The organism is Claveliimonas monacensis (assembly GCF_014982975.1).
Classification (GTDB): Bacteria; Bacillota; Clostridia; order Lachnospirales; family Lachnospiraceae; genus Claveliimonas; species Claveliimonas monacensis.
In genome coordinates this window covers 21,392-38,801 of the sequence record NZ_JADCKL010000003.1, presented here as the reverse complement: position 1 = coordinate 38,801, position 17,410 = coordinate 21,392, and the positions used below count along the sequence as shown (strand labels likewise).

The following is a 17,410-nucleotide window of genomic DNA, read 5'->3' as shown; positions in this document are numbered from 1 at the left end:
GCATGAAATTTATCATTAGTGGAAAAAACATCGAAATCACGCCCGGCTTAAAAGACACAGTCACACGCAAGCTCGGCAAGCTGGAGAGGTACTTTACTCCGGACACCGAGATCATCGTCACACTGAGTGTGGAAAAGGAACGCCAGAAGATTGAGGTGACCATCCCCGTAAAGGGAAACATTATCCGCTCCGAGCAGGTCAGCAGCGACATGTATGTATCTATTGATCTTGTAGAGGAAGTCATTGAGAGACAGCTCCGCAAATATAAAACCAAGCTCATCGCAAGGCATCAGGACGGAGGAAACTTCAAGCAGGAATTCTTCGATGAAGAAGACGCTCCCGAGAGCGACGAGGAAATCCGGATCGTCCGCACAAAGCGTTTTGGCATCAAGCCCATGTACCCGGAGGACGCCTGCATCCAGATGGAGCTTCTGGGGCACGACTTCTTCGTATTCTGCAACGCCGAGACAGACGAGGTAAATGTGGTATACAAAAGAAAGAACGGAACTTTTGGCCTGATCGAGCCGGAATTCCAATAAAAATTCAGCTTATCACAGACAGGTCCTGGAATGATCTCATTCCAGGACCTGTATTTTTCCGTCTATTTCGCCGTAAAAGCATGTGCCCGCCTCTTCTATCACGGCCCTGCCGTTGGTTCCGTCTGTGAGTTCCTCTTCAAGGGCAGACCGTATCTTCTCCGGCGCCAGAGCTGTCAGCTCCACCTTCTCTGTGTAAGCGCTGTCAAGCACAGGGATCCCTCTCTCCCCCAGTATGTACTGGATCTTCCCCAGTCCTGTATAGTCTGTGGTGATCTTCAGTTTAATCCCCTGTATCCTGGTTATAATCAGAGAGGAGGACAGCCCTTCCTTAGCCGCCCCCTGGTAGGCCCGCACCAGCCCGCCTGTGCCAAGGAGGATCCCTCCAAAATACCGGGTCACTACCACAGCCGTGTCGTGGATATTTTCCCCAAGAAGCACATCCAGCATGGGCCTGCCCGCCGTACCGCCGGGTTCCCCGTCGTCGCTGTACCGCTGTATATCCTGCCTCTCCCCTATGACATAGGCATAGCAGTTGTGTCTGGCATCCCAGTATTTTTTTCTGACCGACTCGATAAATTCCACAGCCTCCTCCTCGCTCTTTACCGGGCGGACTGTGGCGATAAATCTGGATTTTTTCTCCGTGATCTCCCCCTCGCCTCCGCGGAATACCATTTTGTGATCCACTTTACCTTCTCCCCTTTCCTGCGCACTGTTACCTATTACTATAACGGATTTCTTAAGTTTTTCCTACCTAAATATGAAGTTTTCATTTTTTTCTTTATTTCAATATGCATATTTGCTATAATGTCTAAAGTATGAAGGAGGCTGAATACATGAATTATGGAAAGAAAAAGGCTTCTAAAAAACAAAAGCAGATAACGTCGAAATCCACCATGCAGGGAAAGCGGGTAACCGTCCGGCTGCTGAAAGCTTTTATCCTGTGTGTTCTTGCCATATGTATCATCGGAATGATCGGCGGTCTGATTTTTGTGAAGAGGATCCTTGACAATTCCCCGGAAGTCACCCCGGACGACGTCCGGCCCAAGGGCTACACCACCATCGTCTACGCTGACGACGGCGCCACAGAGCTGGAGCGGTTCGTGGAGGCCGGGTCCAACCGTGAATACAAATCCATCGACCAGATCCCCGTGGATCTGCAGCATGCTTTCGTCGCCATTGAGGACGAGCGTTTTTATGAGCACAACGGCATCGACCCCCAGGGTATCCTGCGTGCCGGCATTATAGGTATTACTTCCGGAGATTTCTCCCAGGGTGCCAGCACACTGACGCAGCAGCTCATAAAGAACAATGTCTTTCCCGACTTCGTAAATGAGGAGACCTTTTACGACCGTCTGGAGAGAAAGATCCAGGAGCAGTTCCTGGCACTGGACATTGAAAAACAGATGTCAAAAGACGAAATTATGGAGGCATATCTGAACACCATCAACCTGGGACAGAATACCCTGGGCGTGCAGTCCGCCTCCAAGCGTTATTTCAACAAAGATGTATCGGAGCTGACCCTCTCCGAGTGTACCGTTCTGGCTGCGATCACCCAGAACCCGTCCCTCTACAATCCCATCACAAACCCGGAGGACAATGCCAGAAGGCGCACGGAAGTCCTGAACAGGATGCTGGACCAGGGGTACATCGACCAGGCAGCTTACGATGAGGCCGCAGCAGATGATGTGTACACCAGAATCCAGGCTGTCAATGCAGCCATCGGAGAGGACTCACCTTATTCCTATTTTATTGACGCCCTCTCCGAGCAGGTCATCGATGACCTCATGTCCCGCCTGGGCTACACAGAGAGCCAGGCATACAACGCCCTCTACAGCGGCGGACTGACTATCATCTCTACCCAGAACACTACCATGCAGCAGATCTGCGATGAGGAGATGAACAATGACGCCAATTTCCCGTGGCTGAAGGAGTACGGTCTCTCCTACGCTTTGACTGTCACAAGGGCAGACGGTACCATCGAGAACTATGGCTCAGAGGCTGTACAGAATTACCGCGCCAGCACCTACGGCGTAGAGTCCGCTCTGACCTTCTCATCTGAGGATCAGGCCCGGGCCATGGTGGAGGAATGGAAAGCCACCATCGCCCGGGAGGGAGATACCTACGATGAGCGCATCACCATCACCCCACAGCCCCAGGCCTCTGTCACCATCATAGACCAGGCCACCGGACAGATCAAAGCCATGGTGGGCGGCCGGGGCGCCAAGGAGACAAGCCAGAGCCTGAACAGGGCCTACCAGGGCTCACGCAGACAGCCCGGATCCTGCTTTAAGATCCTTGCCACCTACGCTCCCGCCCTGGACACAAACCAGATCACGCTGGCCAGCGTCTTCGACGACAAGCCCTGGCATTATTCCAACGGTACGGAATTCAAAAACGTAGGGAACAGATACTACGGCAATGTGACCGTCAGGGAGGCCATCGCACAGTCCATGAACTCTGTGGCCGTGCAGACTATACAGCAGATCGGGCCGCAGCTTGGCTATGAATATGCGAAGAACAACTTCTCCATGTCTTCACTGGTGGAAGATGATATATACGAGCCCATCGCTCTGGGCGGCCTGACCCACGGTGTGTACAACTATGAGCTGTGTGCCGCGTTCGCTTCCATCGCAAACGGCGGCGTGTACAACACACCTACCTTATATACAAAGATCCTGGATCACGACGGCAACGTGCTGATCGAGAACCCCACCGAATCCCACCAGTCTGTCAAGGACAGCACAGCAGCTCTCCTCACAAGCGCTATGGAGAGTGTTGTGGAGGAGGGAAGCGGAAGCGCCGCAGCCCTGGGCAACATTCCGGTGGCCGGCAAGACAGGAACCGCTGACAACGACAAAGATATCTGGTTCTGCGGTTACACCCCCTACTACACCTGCGCGGTGTGGGGCGGCTACGATGATCCGAAATCCATGACCAACATTGACACTACCTTCCGTTTCCGCATCTGGAAATCCATCATGAGCCGCATCCATGCGGGTCTGGAGACCAAACAGTTTGAGATGCCCACTTCTGTGGAGCAAAAAACTATCTGTACTGAATCCGGAATGCTGGCACGGCCGGGATGCCCTTCAAGAACAGAGTACTTTGCAACGGACAACGCGCCCACAGAGACCTGTACAGGGCACGCTTCTTCAGAACAGCCGGCAGACACTTCCGGAACAGATGGAAGCACAGATACCGGCACTACTACTGATCCCACGACACCTGGTGACGGCAGCACCACTACCGATCCAGGTACCGGTAACGGCGGTTCTACCACCGATCCGGGTACCGGCGGCGAGGGCGGCAGCACTGATCCGGGTACCGGCGGCGAGGGCGGCAGCACTGATCCGGGTACCGGCGGCGAAAGCGGCGGTCAAACTACCGGTTAAAAACCAAAAGCGAATCGAAAAAATCAGGTATGAATGTTTCGTTCATACCTGATTTTTTATTGCAGATCTGATATATAAAAACGTGATCAGAGGATCATCCTGGCAGCTCCGCAAATGCCTGCGTCGTTCCCCAGCGTAGCCAGCACGATCTTCGTGTCCTTGTTGGCAAAGAAGGTCTTCTCCTGGAAAGGTTTCTCTATAAAGGGCAGAAGGGCGGGGCCTGCATTGGAGACTCCTCCGCCGATAACGATCCTCTCCGGGTCTGTGATGACCGCCATATTGGCAAGGGCATGTCCCAGATAGGCACCAAATTCTTCTGCGATCTCTGTTGCTATCCTGTCTCCTTTTTTTACTGCGTCAAAAACAGATTTTGCGCTCAGGTTCTTGCCCTCCAAAATGGTTTTCTCATGGGGCTTGGCAAGACGCAGTTTCGCAAGCCGGGCTATGCCTGTGGCGGACGCGTACTGCTCCAGACACCCGGTCTTGCCGCAGCCGCACTTTTCTGTCTCATTATAATTCACGCAGATATGTCCGATCTCTCCGCCTGCTCCATTGGCCCCCGCAATGATCTGTCCGTGGCAGATGACACCGCCGCCCACGCCGGTCCCCAGCGTCACCATGATCATATTACTGCAGCCTTTACCTGCTCCCAGCCACATCTCGCCAAGGGCCGCCACATTGGCGTCATTTCCGATCCTGGCGCAGACGCCCGGCAGCAGCTCCTCCATCTCTTTTTTGACATTCTTGTATCCCCAGCCAATGTTGGCGCTGTTCTTTACAATGCCTTCCTCGCTGACCGGAGCCGGAACACCGATCCCGACACCTGCCATATCTTCAATGGAGATCCCTTTTTCCTCCATCTTACTGCGAACGGAAGCTGCAATATCCGGGAGGACTTCTTTTCCCTCATTTTCCGTGCGGGTCTTGATCTCCCACTTCTCAAAAAGCTCTCCCTCTGTTGAAAACAGCCCCATTTTCACTGTTGTTCCGCCAATATCTACTCCAAAACAATACTTCATCTTGTAACTCCCTATTCCTTCTGTTTTATTTCTTAGTCAGATTTCTCTGCACACGCTTGTACAGCTCTTCCGCTGCATTGTAGCCCATCTTCTTCTGCCTGTAGTTGATGGCCGCCGTCTCCACGATAATGGCAAGATTACGGCCCGGGCGGATAGGCAGCTGGTGGCAGACCACCTTGTTGCCGAGAAATTCTGTATACTGCTCTTCCATGCCCAGCCTGTCGTATTTTTTCTCCCTGTCCCAGTCCTCCAGCGTGATGACAAGCTCGATGTTCTGGGTCTCCCTGACACTCTGCACACCGTAGAGCATCTTCACGTCCACGATGCCGATGCCTCGCAGCTCAATAAAATGCTTCGTCACGTCAGGCGCATTCCCTACCAGGGTGTCGTCGCTGACCTTGCGGATCTCCACCACGTCATCGCTGACAAGACGATGCCCTCTTTTTACCAGCTCCAGAGCTGCCTCGCTCTTGCCGATGCCGCTCTCGCCCATGATCAAAACTCCCACGCCGTACACATCCACAAGCACGCCGTGGATGGAAATACACGGTGCAAGCTGCACATTCAGCCAGCGGATCAGCTCTGCGGTAAACGCGGACGTCTTCATCTCTGTGGAGAAGATAGGCACGTCCAGCTCCTTGGCTTTCTCCAGCAGCTCCTGGTCCGGCCGCAGCGCCCGGCAGAAAATGATGCAGGGAATCTTGTAGGCGAGCAGCGTCTCATAGACATGGCTCTTTGTAGCCGCATCCATCTGCTCTAAAAACGTATATTCCACATATCCGATGATCTGTACTCTCTCTGCGTCAAAGTGGTCAAAAAAGCCCGTCAGCTGCAGAGCCGGCCTGTTGATATCCGGCACTTCCACATATTTGTCAGCCAGTCCCACATCGGGAGTCAGATTTTTCAGGTCCATCTTCTCGACAATCTTCTGAATCTCTATTTTTGACATGTCTTATCTCCTTTTCTACTTTTCAATACTACGACAAGTATAACACATCAGTGAAAAAACTTATACACTTCCTGTGCGGATTTTTCATTCATGCTGGGCAGTTTTTTCAGATCCTCCACATCCGCCTTCCGTATCTCATCCAGGCTGGCAAAATGCTTCATCAAATCTTTCCGCCTCGCCGGGCCCACGCCCGGAATGTCGTCCAGAACCGAGTGGACCTGCTCTTTGCTGCGCAGTTTTCTGTGGAACTCTATGGCAAAACGGTGGGCTTCATCCTGTATCCTTGTGATCAGCTTAAAGCCCTCGGAATTCCGGTCAATAGGAATCTCTTCATTATTGTAGTACAGCCCCCTTGTGCGGTGATTGTCATCTTTTACCATGCCGCACACAGGTATGTGAAGGTGCAGTTCATCCAATACCTGCAGCGCGATCCCAACCTGTCCTTTTCCTCCGTCCATCAGGATCAGATCCGGGAAAGCCGTAAAGCTTCCGGCCCCTTTTCCCTCTTCCCTCTCCTCCAGTCCGTGGCGGAACCTTCTTGTCAGCACCTCTTTCATGCTGGCGTAGTCATCCGGCCCCTGGACACTCTTGATCCGGAATTTGCGGTAGTCGTTTCTCTTTGGTTTCCCTTTCTCATAGACCACCATGGAGCCCACAGAGGCAAATCCGCTGATGTTGGAGATATCGTAGGCTTCCATGCGGTTGAGATCCTCCAGCCCCAGAAGGCGGGCGATCTCCTTCACAGCCCCGATGGTGCGCCCCTCCTCCCGCTTCAGTCTCTCGCGGTCCTTGGAGAGAACAAGGGACGCGTTCTTTTCTGCCAGCTCCACCAGTTTCTCTTTCGTCCCCTTCTTGGGCACCCGGATATGAACTCTGTGCCCTCTCTTCTGGCTCAGCCACTGCTCCAGGATCTCCCCGTCCTCAATCTCCGTCTGGGTCATCAGCTCCGACGGTATATAGGGAGTTCCGGCATAAAACTGTTTGATAAAGCTGGAGATGATCTCCCCTTTGGTCTCGTCCCCGTTCAGTTTCAGGTAGAAATGGTCTCTGCCGATCAGCCTGCCGCCCCGGATGAAGAAGACCTGCACCACCGCATCTTCCTTGTCCGTGGCAGCGGCCAGGATATCCCTGTCATTGCCGGCCGTGTCCGTGATCTTCTGCTTCTGGGCGATCTTCTTCACGCTTCCCAGCAGCTCCCTGTACTCGATGGCTTTCTCAAATTCCATATCCTCTGATGTCTGCAGCATCTTCTCCTCCAGCTCTTTCAGGATATGGTCGTAATTTCCGCCCAGGAACCGGAGCACTTCATCTATGGATTTCCTGTAGGCCTCCTGGGACACATAGCCCTGACAGGGGGCGTCACACTGGTGGATGTGGTAATTCAGGCAGGGTCTCTCTTTCCCCGTATCCCGGGGCAGGCGCCTGTTGCAGCTCCTGACTTTGTAGAGCTTGCGGATCAGCTCGATGGTGTCCTTGACCGCTCCTGCGCTTGTGTAGGGGCCAAAATATTTTGCCTTGTCCTTCACCATCCGACGGGCCATCATGATCCGCGGGAAGGCCTCATCCACCGTCACTTTGATAAACGGGTAGGCCTTGTCGTCCATGAGCATGGTATTGTACTTGGGTCTGTGTTCCTTGATCAGGTTGCACTCCAGGACAAGGGCCTCCAATTCTGAGTCAGTCACAATGTACTCAAAGCGGGTGATGTGAGTCACCATCTGCTCGATCTTCACCCCTTTGTTGCGGCTGCTCTGGAAATACTGCCGCACCCGATTCTTCAGGCTGATGGCTTTCCCTACATAGATGATCTCGTCCTTCTCATCGTGCATCAGATACACGCCGGGCTTCCCCGGCAGCTTTTTCAATTCTTCCTGTATATCAAAATTATTATTTTCCATGGTTAACATTATACTGTCACACACAGAAAAGGACAAGGGAAAATCTTCCCCTGTCCATCTGTTTTATCCGCGGGACTGTCCGCGTGACTCCATATTTACTCGCTGACTGAAGGCGCTTCCTGTTTCGGATCTGCCGCTGGCACATCGACCTCAACCGCCTCTTCCGGCACTTCTTCAGCCGATTCTCCGGCCGGTTTCATGGAGATCCGCGCCTCCTTCTTCTGAGGTTCTGTATCCCCGTCTTCCTCCTTCTCCGGAATACCTTCCACTTCGTGGAAGATCTTCATGAACTCTTTTCCGGTGATGGTCTCTTTCTCAATAAGGAAAGCTGCGATCTTGTCAAGAGCCGGTCTGTGCTCGCTCAGCAGACGCTTGGCCTCCTCGTACGCGCCTTTCAGCATAGTCATGACTTCCTGATCGATCTCAGAAGCTGTCTCCTGACCGCAGTTCATAACCGGACGTCCGTCCAGGTAACGGTTCTGGATGGACTCAAGACCGATCAGACCGAATTTCTCACTCATACCGTACTGGGTGATCATGGCTCTTGCTATGCTGGTCGCTTTTTCAATATCGTTGGACGCCCCTGTGGTGACTGTATCGAAGACGATTTCCTCAGCCGCACGGCCAGCCAGCATACCGACAAGCATAGCTTCCAGCTCTTTCTTTGTATTGAGGAACTTCTCCTCCTCAGGCGTCTGCATGACATAGCCGAGAGCTCCCATGGTTCTTGGAACAATGGTGATCTTCTGCACCGGCTCCGCATCTTTCTGCAGGGCGCTGACAAGGGCGTGTCCCACTTCATGGTAGGAGACGATCTTTCTCTCCTCCTGGCTCATGATACGGTCTTTCTTCTCCTTACCTACCAGCACCACTTCCACCGCCTCAAACAGGTCGCTCTGGGAGACTGCGTTTCTTCCATGCTTGACAGCGTTGATGGCTGCCTCGTTGATCATGTTGGCAAGGTCAGATCCCACGGCTCCGGATGTAGCCAGAGCGACAGCTTCCAGATCCACTGTCTCGTCCATGCGCACATCTTTCGCGTGTACCTTCAGCACGTCGATACGGCCTTTCAGATCCGGGCGCTCCACGATGATCCGCCTGTCAAAACGTCCCGGACGCAGAAGGGCCGGATCCAGGATCTCCGGGCGGTTGGTGGCCGCCAGAAGAAGCAGCCCTTTGTTTGTGTCAAAACCGTCCATCTCCGCAAGAAGCTGGTTCAGTGTCTGCTCACGCTCATCGTTGCCTCCAAGCTGTGTGTCACGGCTCTTTCCGATGGCGTCGATCTCATCGATAAAAATGATACAGGGGGCCATCTGCTGGGCCTGTTTGAAAAGGTCACGGACCCTGGAGGCACCCACACCTACGTACATTTCCACAAAGGCGGAACCGGAAAGGGAGAAGAAAGGCACTTTCGCCTCTCCCGCCACTGCCTTTGCAAGCAGCGTCTTACCTGTTCCCGGCGGACCTACAAGAAGAGCTCCCTTGGGGAGCTTGGCTCCCACACCCGTATATTTTCCCGGGTTGTGCAGAAAGTCCACTACTTCCTGGAGAGACTCCTTGGCCTCGTCCTGGCCTGCCACATCCTTGAATGTGACGCCTGTCTGCTTCTCCACATACATCTTGGCATTGCTCTTGCCAATGCCCATCATGCCGCCGCCCTTGGACATTTTCTTTGTAAACCACACAAAGAGTCCCACGATGCAGGCGATGGGAAGAAATGTCAGGATAATGCTCAGCAGCATGGAGGATGTGGTATCAGGTATCTCCTGATTCACTTCCACTCCCGCGTCAAGCAGGCGGTCCACAAGCTGGTCGTCATTGACGATACCTGTGTAGTATTCTCTCTGCACAGTATCGTCCTTGCCCTGCTTGGCTGTGATATTGATCTGGCTGGCTCCTATATCAACCTTCTCGACCTCTCCGTCCTCTACCATTTTGATAAACCTGTTGTAGGAGATCTCCTCAGCACTGTTTACCCCCTGGAACTGAAACAGGACCAGTACAAGTATGGTAGTGATCAGCGTCACGATCAGGACGAAAGAAACACCCTGCCGGTTGTTCCGGTTCGGATCCTGGTTATTATTTCTGTTCTGATTATTCTGGTTGTCCATAGTTCTCCTCCTGTATATGTGCAGCGCCGGCAACACCGACGTTACCATATTATTATAAGTATCCCCTGTTTCAAAATCAATAAAAACATTATGAAAAGATTGTAAACTCGGGCTTTCTTGTAGTATACTTGTGAAGGAAATGTGTATTTATATTTACATATATAACAGCTAACAGAAATGAAAGGAACTTACAGATGAAAATTGGATTTGACAACGACAAATACCTTCACATGCAGTCCTCCCACATCCGTGAGAGGATTGACAAATTCGGGGGGAAACTTTACCTGGAATTCGGCGGAAAGCTTTTTGACGACTATCATGCCTCCCGGGTCCTGCCCGGTTTCCAGCCCGACAGCAAACTGCGCCTCCTCAAGCAGCTTGCAGACCAGGCGGAGATCGTCATCGTCATCAGCGCCGGGGACATTGAGAAAAATAAAGTCCGCGGGGATCTGGGCATCACCTACGACTCCGATGTGCTCCGCCTCCGGGAGGAATTTATTCATGCAGGCCTCTATGTAGGCAGTGTAGTCATCACCCAGTACAGCGGCCAGAACAGCGCAGATCTTTTCAAGGCAAGGCTGGAACGTCTGGGCATCCGGGTCTATCTTCATTATATTATCCCCGGCTATCCTGGAAATGTGCCGCTTATTGTCAGCGATGAAGGTTATGGAAAAAATGATTATATCGAGACAACCCGTCCCCTTGTGGTCATCACAGCACCCGGGCCGGGAAGCGGAAAGATGGCAACCTGCCTCTCCCAGCTCTACCACGAGCACAAGCGGGGCGTGCAGGCAGGCTACGCCAAGTTTGAGACCTTCCCCATCTGGAACATTCCTCTGAAGCATCCGGTGAATCTGGCTTACGAGGCCGCCACAGCGGACCTCAACGATGTGAATATGATCGACCCGTTCCATCTGGAGGCCTACGGGGAGACAACCGTAAACTATAACCGTGATATCGAGATCTTCCCTGTCCTTCGCGCCACCTTTGAACGCATTTACGGGGAAAATCCGTACAAGTCTCCCACAGACATGGGCGTCAATATGGCCGGAAACTGTATATGCGATGATGAAGTGTGCCGCCAGGCCTCCCTCCAGGAGATCATCCGCCGCTACTACGACACCATGGACCGCTTCATATCCGGCTCATGCTCCGAGGAGGAAGTGTTCAAGATCGAGATGCTCATGAACCAGGCCGGCATCACGGTCCACGACCGCCCTGTAGTGGATGCAGCCCTCAGCCGCGCGGAACAGACCGGCGCTCCCGCCGCTGCCCTGGAGCTTCCGGACGGAAAGATCGTCACCGGAAAGACAAGTGATCTTCTGGGCGCCTCCGCTGCTCTTCTTCTGAACGCCCTGAAGGAGCTGGCCGGCATCGACCACGCCTGCCATGTCATCTCCCCGGAAGCCATCGAGCCTATCCAGAAGCTGAAGGTGAACTACCTGGGAAGCCGCAATCCCCGCCTTCACACGGACGAGGTGCTGATCGCCCTGTCTGTCAGCGCAGCTACGGACAAGAACGCCCAGCTCGCCCTGGAACAGCTTCCGAAACTGAACGGCTGCCAGCTCCACACCTCTGTCATGCTCAGCTCCGTAGACATCAACGTCTTCAAAAAACTGTTTATACAGGCAACTTTTGAGCCAAAATATGAAAAAAAGACTGTTTTTCAGGAGGAAAAGGGTATATAATATGTTTTTTAAAAAGTAATGGAACAAAAAACATATGACGACAAAAGGAGGAGACTATGGCAGTAAAGTATGTATTTGTAACAGGCGGTGTAGTATCAGGACTGGGAAAAGGTATCACGGCGGCATCCCTTGGAAGGCTTCTGAAAGCCAGAGGATATACAGTGACCATGCAGAAGTTTGATCCTTATATCAACATTGACCCGGGCACCATGAATCCGGTGCAGCACGGAGAAGTCTTTGTCACAGACGACGGGGCGGAGACAGACCTGGATCTGGGTCACTATGAGCGCTTTATCGATGAGAGCCTCACAAAGAATTCCAATGTGACCACAGGCAAGATTTACTGGTCTGTCCTTCAGAAGGAAAGGCGGGGCGATTTCGGCGGAGGCACCGTGCAGGTGATCCCCCACATCACAAACGAGATCAAAAGCCGTTTCTACCGGAACCCTGTGGCAAAGAATACGGAAATTGCCATTATCGAAGTCGGCGGCACAGTGGGCGACATTGAGAGCCAGCCTTTCCTGGAGGCCATCCGGCAGTTCCAGCACGAGAAGGGCCGGGAAAATGTCATCCTCATCCACGTCACCCTCATCCCCTATCTGCGTGCTTCACAGGAGATGAAGACAAAACCCACCCAGGCCAGCGTAAAAGACCTGCAGGGTATGGGAATCCAGCCGGACATCATTGTGTGCCGGTCCGAGCATCCTCTGGATCAGGGCATCAAGGATAAGATCGCCCTCTTCTGCAACGTGCCTGCAGACCATGTACTCCAGAATCTGGACGTGGAATACCTCTACGAGGCTCCCCTGGCCATGGAAAAAGAGCATCTTGCGGAGGTTGTCTGCGAGTCCCTCCATCTGGACTGTCCCGCCCCCGACCTGAAGGACTGGACAGAGATGGTGGATTACTTAAAGAGCCCCAACACGGATGTCACTGTGGCTCTTGTAGGAAAATATATCCAGCTCCACGACGCCTACATCAGCGTGGTGGAGGCTCTGAAACACGGAGGCATCTTCTCCCGCGCCACAGTCAATATAAAATGGATCGACTCAGAGACTGTCACTGCCGACAATGTGGAGGATCTCCTGGGAGATGTCAGCGGCGTTCTCGTGCCCGGCGGCTTTGGAAGCCGGGGTATCGACGGCAAAATACTGGCCATCCGCTACGCCCGTGAGCACGGCGTTCCTTTCCTGGGCCTTTGTCTTGGCATGCAGCTTGCCATTGTGGAGTTTGCAAGAGATGTGGTGGGCTTCCGGGACGCCCACAGCGCTGAGCTCAACCCGGACACCACTCACCCGGTAATCCACATCATGCCGGACCAGATCGGCATCGAGGATATCGGCGGTACCCTGCGGCTTGGCTCCTATCCGTGCGTGCTGGATAAGAGCTCCAAGGCCTACGCCCTCTACGGCAAGGAGGAGATACACGAGCGCCACCGCCATCGCTACGAGGTGAACAATGACTACCGGGATGACCTTACCTCACACGGCATGCTGCTCTCCGGCCTGTCGCCGGACGGGCGCATCGTGGAGATGGTGGAGATTCCCTCCCACCCCTGGTTCATCGCCACCCAGGCCCACCCGGAGCTGAAATCAAGGCCCAACAGGCCTCACCCGCTTTTCAAGGGCTTCGTGGAGGCTGCTCTGAAATACCAGGACGAACACTAATACTGAAGAAGAGGCCGGAAATTCCGGCCTCTTCTTCTACCAGTACATCTCTCTGTCTTTCACTCCCCATCCAGCAGAAACTCACTCATCACATAGTTGCTGACATCAATACCTTTCCTGGTCAGGCGCAGCCTGTCTCCGGCAGTCTCCAGCAGCCCCTGGCGGCACAGCTCCTCTATGACCGTCCCGTAGATCTCCTCCATCTCTGTCTGGAATTCTTCCCGGAAACGGCAGCGGGATACCCCCTCCATCTTCCGCAGTCCCAGGAACATGAATTCCTCCATGGCATCCTTTCTGGTAAGGATCACCGGCTCCTCTTTGCCGGACCAGCGTTTTCCTTCAAAGAAGGAGGCAGCGCCGTCCCCGATGCCAAGATACTCCCGGCGGTCCCAGTAACCCAGATTGTGCCTGCACTCATATCCGGGCAGGGCATAATTGGAGATCTCGTAGCGGTGGTAGCCGTACTCTGACAGGATTTCCTCCGTCCTCTCATACATGCGCCGCTCTGTATCCTCATCCGGCAGCTCCTCCGCGTGCTCCCCGCTCCCGTATCTCTCATAGAAGGGCGTCCCCTCCTCGATGATAAGGCTGTAGGCAGAAATGTGGGCTGGCGGCGGGGTCAGTCCGGCCACCGTGCGCAGGGTCCTCTCCCAGCTCTCCTCTGTCTGGAAAGGGATGGCGGACATGAGATCCACATTCATATTGGAAAACCCTGCCGCCACAGCCGCCTGGTACGTTTCTTTAAATTCTGCAAAGGTGTGGATCCGCCCCAGAGCTTTCAGCTCCCGGTCCTCCGCCGACTGAAGACCTATGCTCAGGCGGTTGATCCCCGCCTGCCTCCAGGCTGCCAGCTTTTCTTTCGTGACAGAGGCAGGTCCTCCTCCTGTCACCGTCCCCGGGTTGGCCTCCAGGGTGATCTCCGCATCTTCGTCCACCAGAAAGACTTCACGGATGGCTGCAAAAATCTGTAGGATCTGCTCCCCCTCCAGGATCGATGGCGTTCCGCCGCCAAGGAAAATGCTGACAACGTGATAAGCCTTTGCAGAGTCCGCATAGGAACGGATCTTTCCGCAAAGGCTGTCCACATACGCCTGCCGCTCCCGCTGCGAGGCAGGGGCGGACAGGAAGTCGCAGTATTTACATTTTCTGACGCAGAACGGAATATGGATATATAATTCCAGTTCTTTCATCTGTTTCTCCTTTTATTTGTCATCCAGCTTCAGCACGCTCATAAAGGCTTTCTGGGGGATCTCCACATTGCCTACCTGGCGCATCCGCTTCTTTCCTTCTTTCTGCTTCTCCAGCAGCTTTCTCTTACGGCTGATATCTCCGCCGTAGCACTTGGCAAGCACGTCCTTGCGCAGAGCCTTGACAGTCTCCCTGGCAATGATCTTGCTTCCGATGGCAGCCTGGATAGGGATCTCAAAGAGCTGTCGCGGAATCTCTTCTTTGAGCTTCTCGCACATCCTCCGTCCCCTCTCGTAGGCAGTTCCCGCATGGACGATAAAGGACAGGGCGTCCACCTCTTCCCTGTTGATCAGGATATCCAGCTTCACAAGCTCGGACTGCTGGTATCCCAGCATCTCATAGTCAAAGGAGGCGTATCCCCTTGACCGGGATTTGAGGGCGTCGAAAAAGTCGTAGATGATCTCGTTCAGCGGCAGGTGGTAATGAAGCACCGCACGCTTCTCCTCAATGTACTCCATGCCCTGGTACTCGCCTCTTCTCTCCTGGCAGAGCTCCATGATGGAGCCGATATACTCGGACGTGACCATGATCTCCGCCTTCACCATGGGTTCCTCCATGTACTCGATCTCAGAGGGATCCGGCAGGTTGGACGGATTGGTCAGTTCAATGACTTCGCCGCTTGTCTTATGCACTTTATAGACAACGCCCGGAGCTGTGGTCACAAGGTCCAGGTTGTACTCTCTCTCCAGTCTCTCCTGGATGATCTCCAGGTGAAGAAGCCCAAGGAAACCGCAGCGGAAACCAAAGCCAAGGGCAATCGACGTCTCCGGCTCAAACTGCAAAGATGCATCATTAAGCTGGAGTTTTTCCAGCGCGTCCCTAAGGTCCGGGTATTTCGCCCCGTCAGCGGGGTACATGCCGCAATATACCATGGGCTGCACTTTTTTGTAGCCGGGAAGAGGCTCGCTGCAGGGATGTTCCGCATTTGTCACCGTGTCACCCACCCGGGTATCCTTTACATTCTTAAGGCTGGCTGTAAAATAGCCCACCATGCCGGCTTCCAGTTCCTCGCAGGGGATGAACTGCCCTGCTCCGAAATAGCCCACTTCCACCACTTCTGCCTTGGCGCCTGTCGCCATCATAAGGATAGGTGTTCCCTTGCGGATGGTTCCTTCCATGATTCGGCAGAAGACAATGACGCCTTTGTAGGAGTCGTACAGGGAGTCAAAGATCAGCGCCTGCAGGGGCGCTTTTGCATCCCCCGACGGAGCCGGGATCTTCTCCACGATCTGCTCCAGCACCTGGTCCACATTCAGCCCTGTTTTTGCAGAGATGAGAGGCGCATCCTGTGCCTCTATGCCGATGACGTCCTCGATCTCCTCAATGACTCTCTCCGGCTCTGCACTTGGCAGGTCCACCTTGTTGATGACAGGCATCACGTCCAGATCGTGATCCAGGGCCAGGTACACATTGGCCAGCGTCTGGGCCTCCACGCCCTGGGCCGCATCCACTACAAGGATGGCTCCGTCACAGGCAGCCAGACTCCGGGATACCTCGTAGTTAAAATCCACATGCCCCGGGGTATCGATAAGGTTAAAAATGTATTCGTGGCCATCCTTTGCTTTGTAGACGGTACGGACAGCCTGGGATTTGATGGTGATCCCTCTCTCCCTTTCCAGATCCATATTGTCCAGCACCTGGGACTGCATCTCACGGCTGGTGAGCAGTCCGGTCATCTCGATGATCCGGTCCGCCAGGGTGGATTTACCGTGGTCAATATGGGCGATAATACAAAAATTACGAATTCTGCTCTGTTCTATTGCTCCCACTTCTATCGTTCCTTCCATAGTAAGTAATGTTCCTGTTCAGCACAATATCATAGCATGTCCGGGCACTCTTTTGCAAGCGCTAAGAACTCCCGTCTGTGCTGTATTTTACAATAAAGATCTCCACGCACATGGTGCTGTCCAGCCTTCCTGTCTTGGCAGCCTCTTCCATGTCCGCGGCATCCTCCAGTATGTTCCGGATCTGCCACCCGGAAAATCCTTTGCTCTGGTCCATGCATTTTCCGGCCACATAGGGGTGAAGCCCCGCGCTCTGGGCGATCTGCTGTCTGCCAAGCCCCTTTCGCATGAGCTCCTTCACCTCCAGCAGGATGCGGAACTGCCTGGTCAGAAGAGCCAGTATACGAAGAGGCGGCTCCTTCAGCGCCACCAGGTCATAGTAGTAATCCAGCGCTTTTTTCTGCTGCTTCTTGGCCACAGCATCCACCATGTCAAAGATCCGGTTGGTGATCTGTGTGGTACAGATATCCTCCACATCCTGTATGGTGATCTCATCCTTAAAAACAGTGTAGGAAAACAGCTTTTCCAGCTCCTTTTCCAGGTTCTCCATATCGGTTCCCGCTTTTGAGATCAGATAGCGCACGGTGGACTCCTGGATCTTCTTGTTCTCCCTCTTCACAGCCGAGGCGATCCACAAAAGGAGAGTCTTTTCGTCCTGCATGCCCATCTCCACGATGCGCCCTTTTTCCTTGACTGCTTTGTACAGTTTCCCCCGCTTGTCCACCTCAGTCTCGACAAAAAGGAAGATCACTGTGTCCGGCATGGCCTTGATATAATCTGCCAGCTCCGGGGACGCTGTCTTGAAAAATCCCGAGTTCTCCACCACGATCAGCCTGTGAGCTGCAAAAAAGGGCATGGTCTCCGCCAGATCTATGATCTCCGGGACACTGATATTTTTCCCTTCATAATAAGAATAGTTCATGGTGTCCCCCTCGGGGATGATGGCCTTTGTGAGACGGGTTTTATACTGCTTCTTCAGATAGGCCTCCTCCCCGTAAAGGAGATAGACCTGTTTAAATTGTCCTGTCTTGATATCTTCATTCAAATTCTTCATGAAGACTATTATAAGCGATGGGAGCCGCTCTTGACAAGGGAAGATGACTGCTGCCATGACG

12 protein-coding genes are annotated in these 17,410 nt (G+C 53.5%); 4 read left to right on the top strand and 8 right to left on the bottom strand.

Annotation, left to right across the window (positions count from 1 at the left end; translation table 11 throughout):
• The first annotated feature begins 2 nt into the window (after window positions 1-2).
• A complete protein-coding gene (gene hpf / locus INF30_RS05810) occupies window positions 3-539 on the top strand; it encodes a ribosome hibernation-promoting factor, HPF/YfiA family (protein WP_076776598.1) in 537 nt (178 codons plus the stop codon).
• A gap of 36 nt (window positions 540-575) precedes the next feature.
• Here the strand turns inward: hpf and INF30_RS05805 are convergent, their stop codons facing one another.
• Window positions 576-1,211, bottom strand: coding sequence for a YigZ family protein (locus INF30_RS05805; protein ID WP_076776595.1), 636 nt, complete (start codon window positions 1,209-1,211; stop codon window positions 576-578).
• A 161-nt stretch (window positions 1,212-1,372) separates the two neighbouring features.
• Here INF30_RS05805 and INF30_RS05800 point away from each other — a divergent pair, with 161 nt between their 5' ends.
• The gene (locus INF30_RS05800; protein WP_226394527.1) at window positions 1,373-3,931 is read left to right on the top strand and encodes a transglycosylase domain-containing protein; all 2,559 of its coding nucleotides are present in this window, start codon (window positions 1,373-1,375) and stop codon (window positions 3,929-3,931) included.
• A gap of 86 nt (window positions 3,932-4,017) precedes the next feature.
• Here the strand turns inward: INF30_RS05800 and INF30_RS05795 are convergent, their stop codons facing one another.
• The 4 genes from INF30_RS05795 to ftsH form a co-directional block, all read right to left on the bottom strand.
• Entirely contained in the window at window positions 4,018-4,950 is a 933-nt protein-coding gene (locus INF30_RS05795; protein WP_226394526.1) for an ROK family glucokinase, read from the bottom strand.
• Between the two features lie 25 nt (window positions 4,951-4,975).
• Window positions 4,976-5,899 carry an HPr(Ser) kinase/phosphatase gene (hprK, locus tag INF30_RS05790; RefSeq protein WP_076776589.1) on the bottom strand — a complete coding sequence of 308 codons (924 nt, stop codon included), beginning with the start codon at window positions 5,897-5,899 and terminating at the stop codon, window positions 4,976-4,978.
• Between the two features lie 47 nt (window positions 5,900-5,946).
• A complete protein-coding gene (uvrC, locus tag INF30_RS05785) occupies window positions 5,947-7,797 on the bottom strand; it encodes an excinuclease ABC subunit UvrC (RefSeq protein WP_226394525.1) in 1,851 nt (616 codons plus the stop codon).
• A 95-nt stretch (window positions 7,798-7,892) separates the two neighbouring features.
• Window positions 7,893-9,908: an ATP-dependent zinc metalloprotease FtsH gene (gene ftsH / locus INF30_RS05780; RefSeq protein ID WP_226394524.1), complete on the bottom strand. Its 2,016-nt coding sequence runs from the start codon at window positions 9,906-9,908 to the stop codon at window positions 7,893-7,895.
• Window positions 9,909-10,102: 194 nt separating this feature from the next.
• Between ftsH and INF30_RS05775 the strand changes: the two genes are divergently transcribed.
• Together INF30_RS05775 and INF30_RS05770 are read left to right on the top strand one after the other, a co-directional pair.
• Window positions 10,103-11,596, top strand: coding sequence for a DUF1846 domain-containing protein (locus INF30_RS05775; protein WP_226394523.1), 1,494 nt, complete (start codon window positions 10,103-10,105; stop codon window positions 11,594-11,596).
• 56 nt (window positions 11,597-11,652) lie between these two features.
• Window positions 11,653-13,263, top strand: coding sequence for a CTP synthase (locus tag INF30_RS05770; RefSeq protein ID WP_226394522.1), 1,611 nt, complete (start codon window positions 11,653-11,655; stop codon window positions 13,261-13,263).
• Window positions 13,264-13,322: 59 nt separating this feature from the next.
• Here INF30_RS05770 and hemW read toward each other — a convergent pair whose 3' ends face one another.
• From hemW to holA, 3 genes are all read right to left on the bottom strand, one after another.
• The gene (gene hemW / locus INF30_RS05765; RefSeq protein ID WP_226394521.1) at window positions 13,323-14,453 is read right to left on the bottom strand and encodes a radical SAM family heme chaperone HemW; all 1,131 of its coding nucleotides are present in this window, start codon (window positions 14,451-14,453) and stop codon (window positions 13,323-13,325) included.
• 12 nt (window positions 14,454-14,465) lie between these two features.
• Window positions 14,466-16,280, bottom strand: coding sequence for a translation elongation factor 4 (gene lepA / locus INF30_RS05760; protein WP_157888481.1), 1,815 nt, complete (start codon window positions 16,278-16,280; stop codon window positions 14,466-14,468).
• Between the two features lie 79 nt (window positions 16,281-16,359).
• Complete coding sequence (gene holA / locus INF30_RS05755) at window positions 16,360-17,349, bottom strand: DNA polymerase III subunit delta (RefSeq protein WP_076776578.1); 990 nt, start codon at window positions 17,347-17,349, stop codon at window positions 16,360-16,362.
• Window positions 17,350-17,410: the final 61 nt, after the last annotated feature.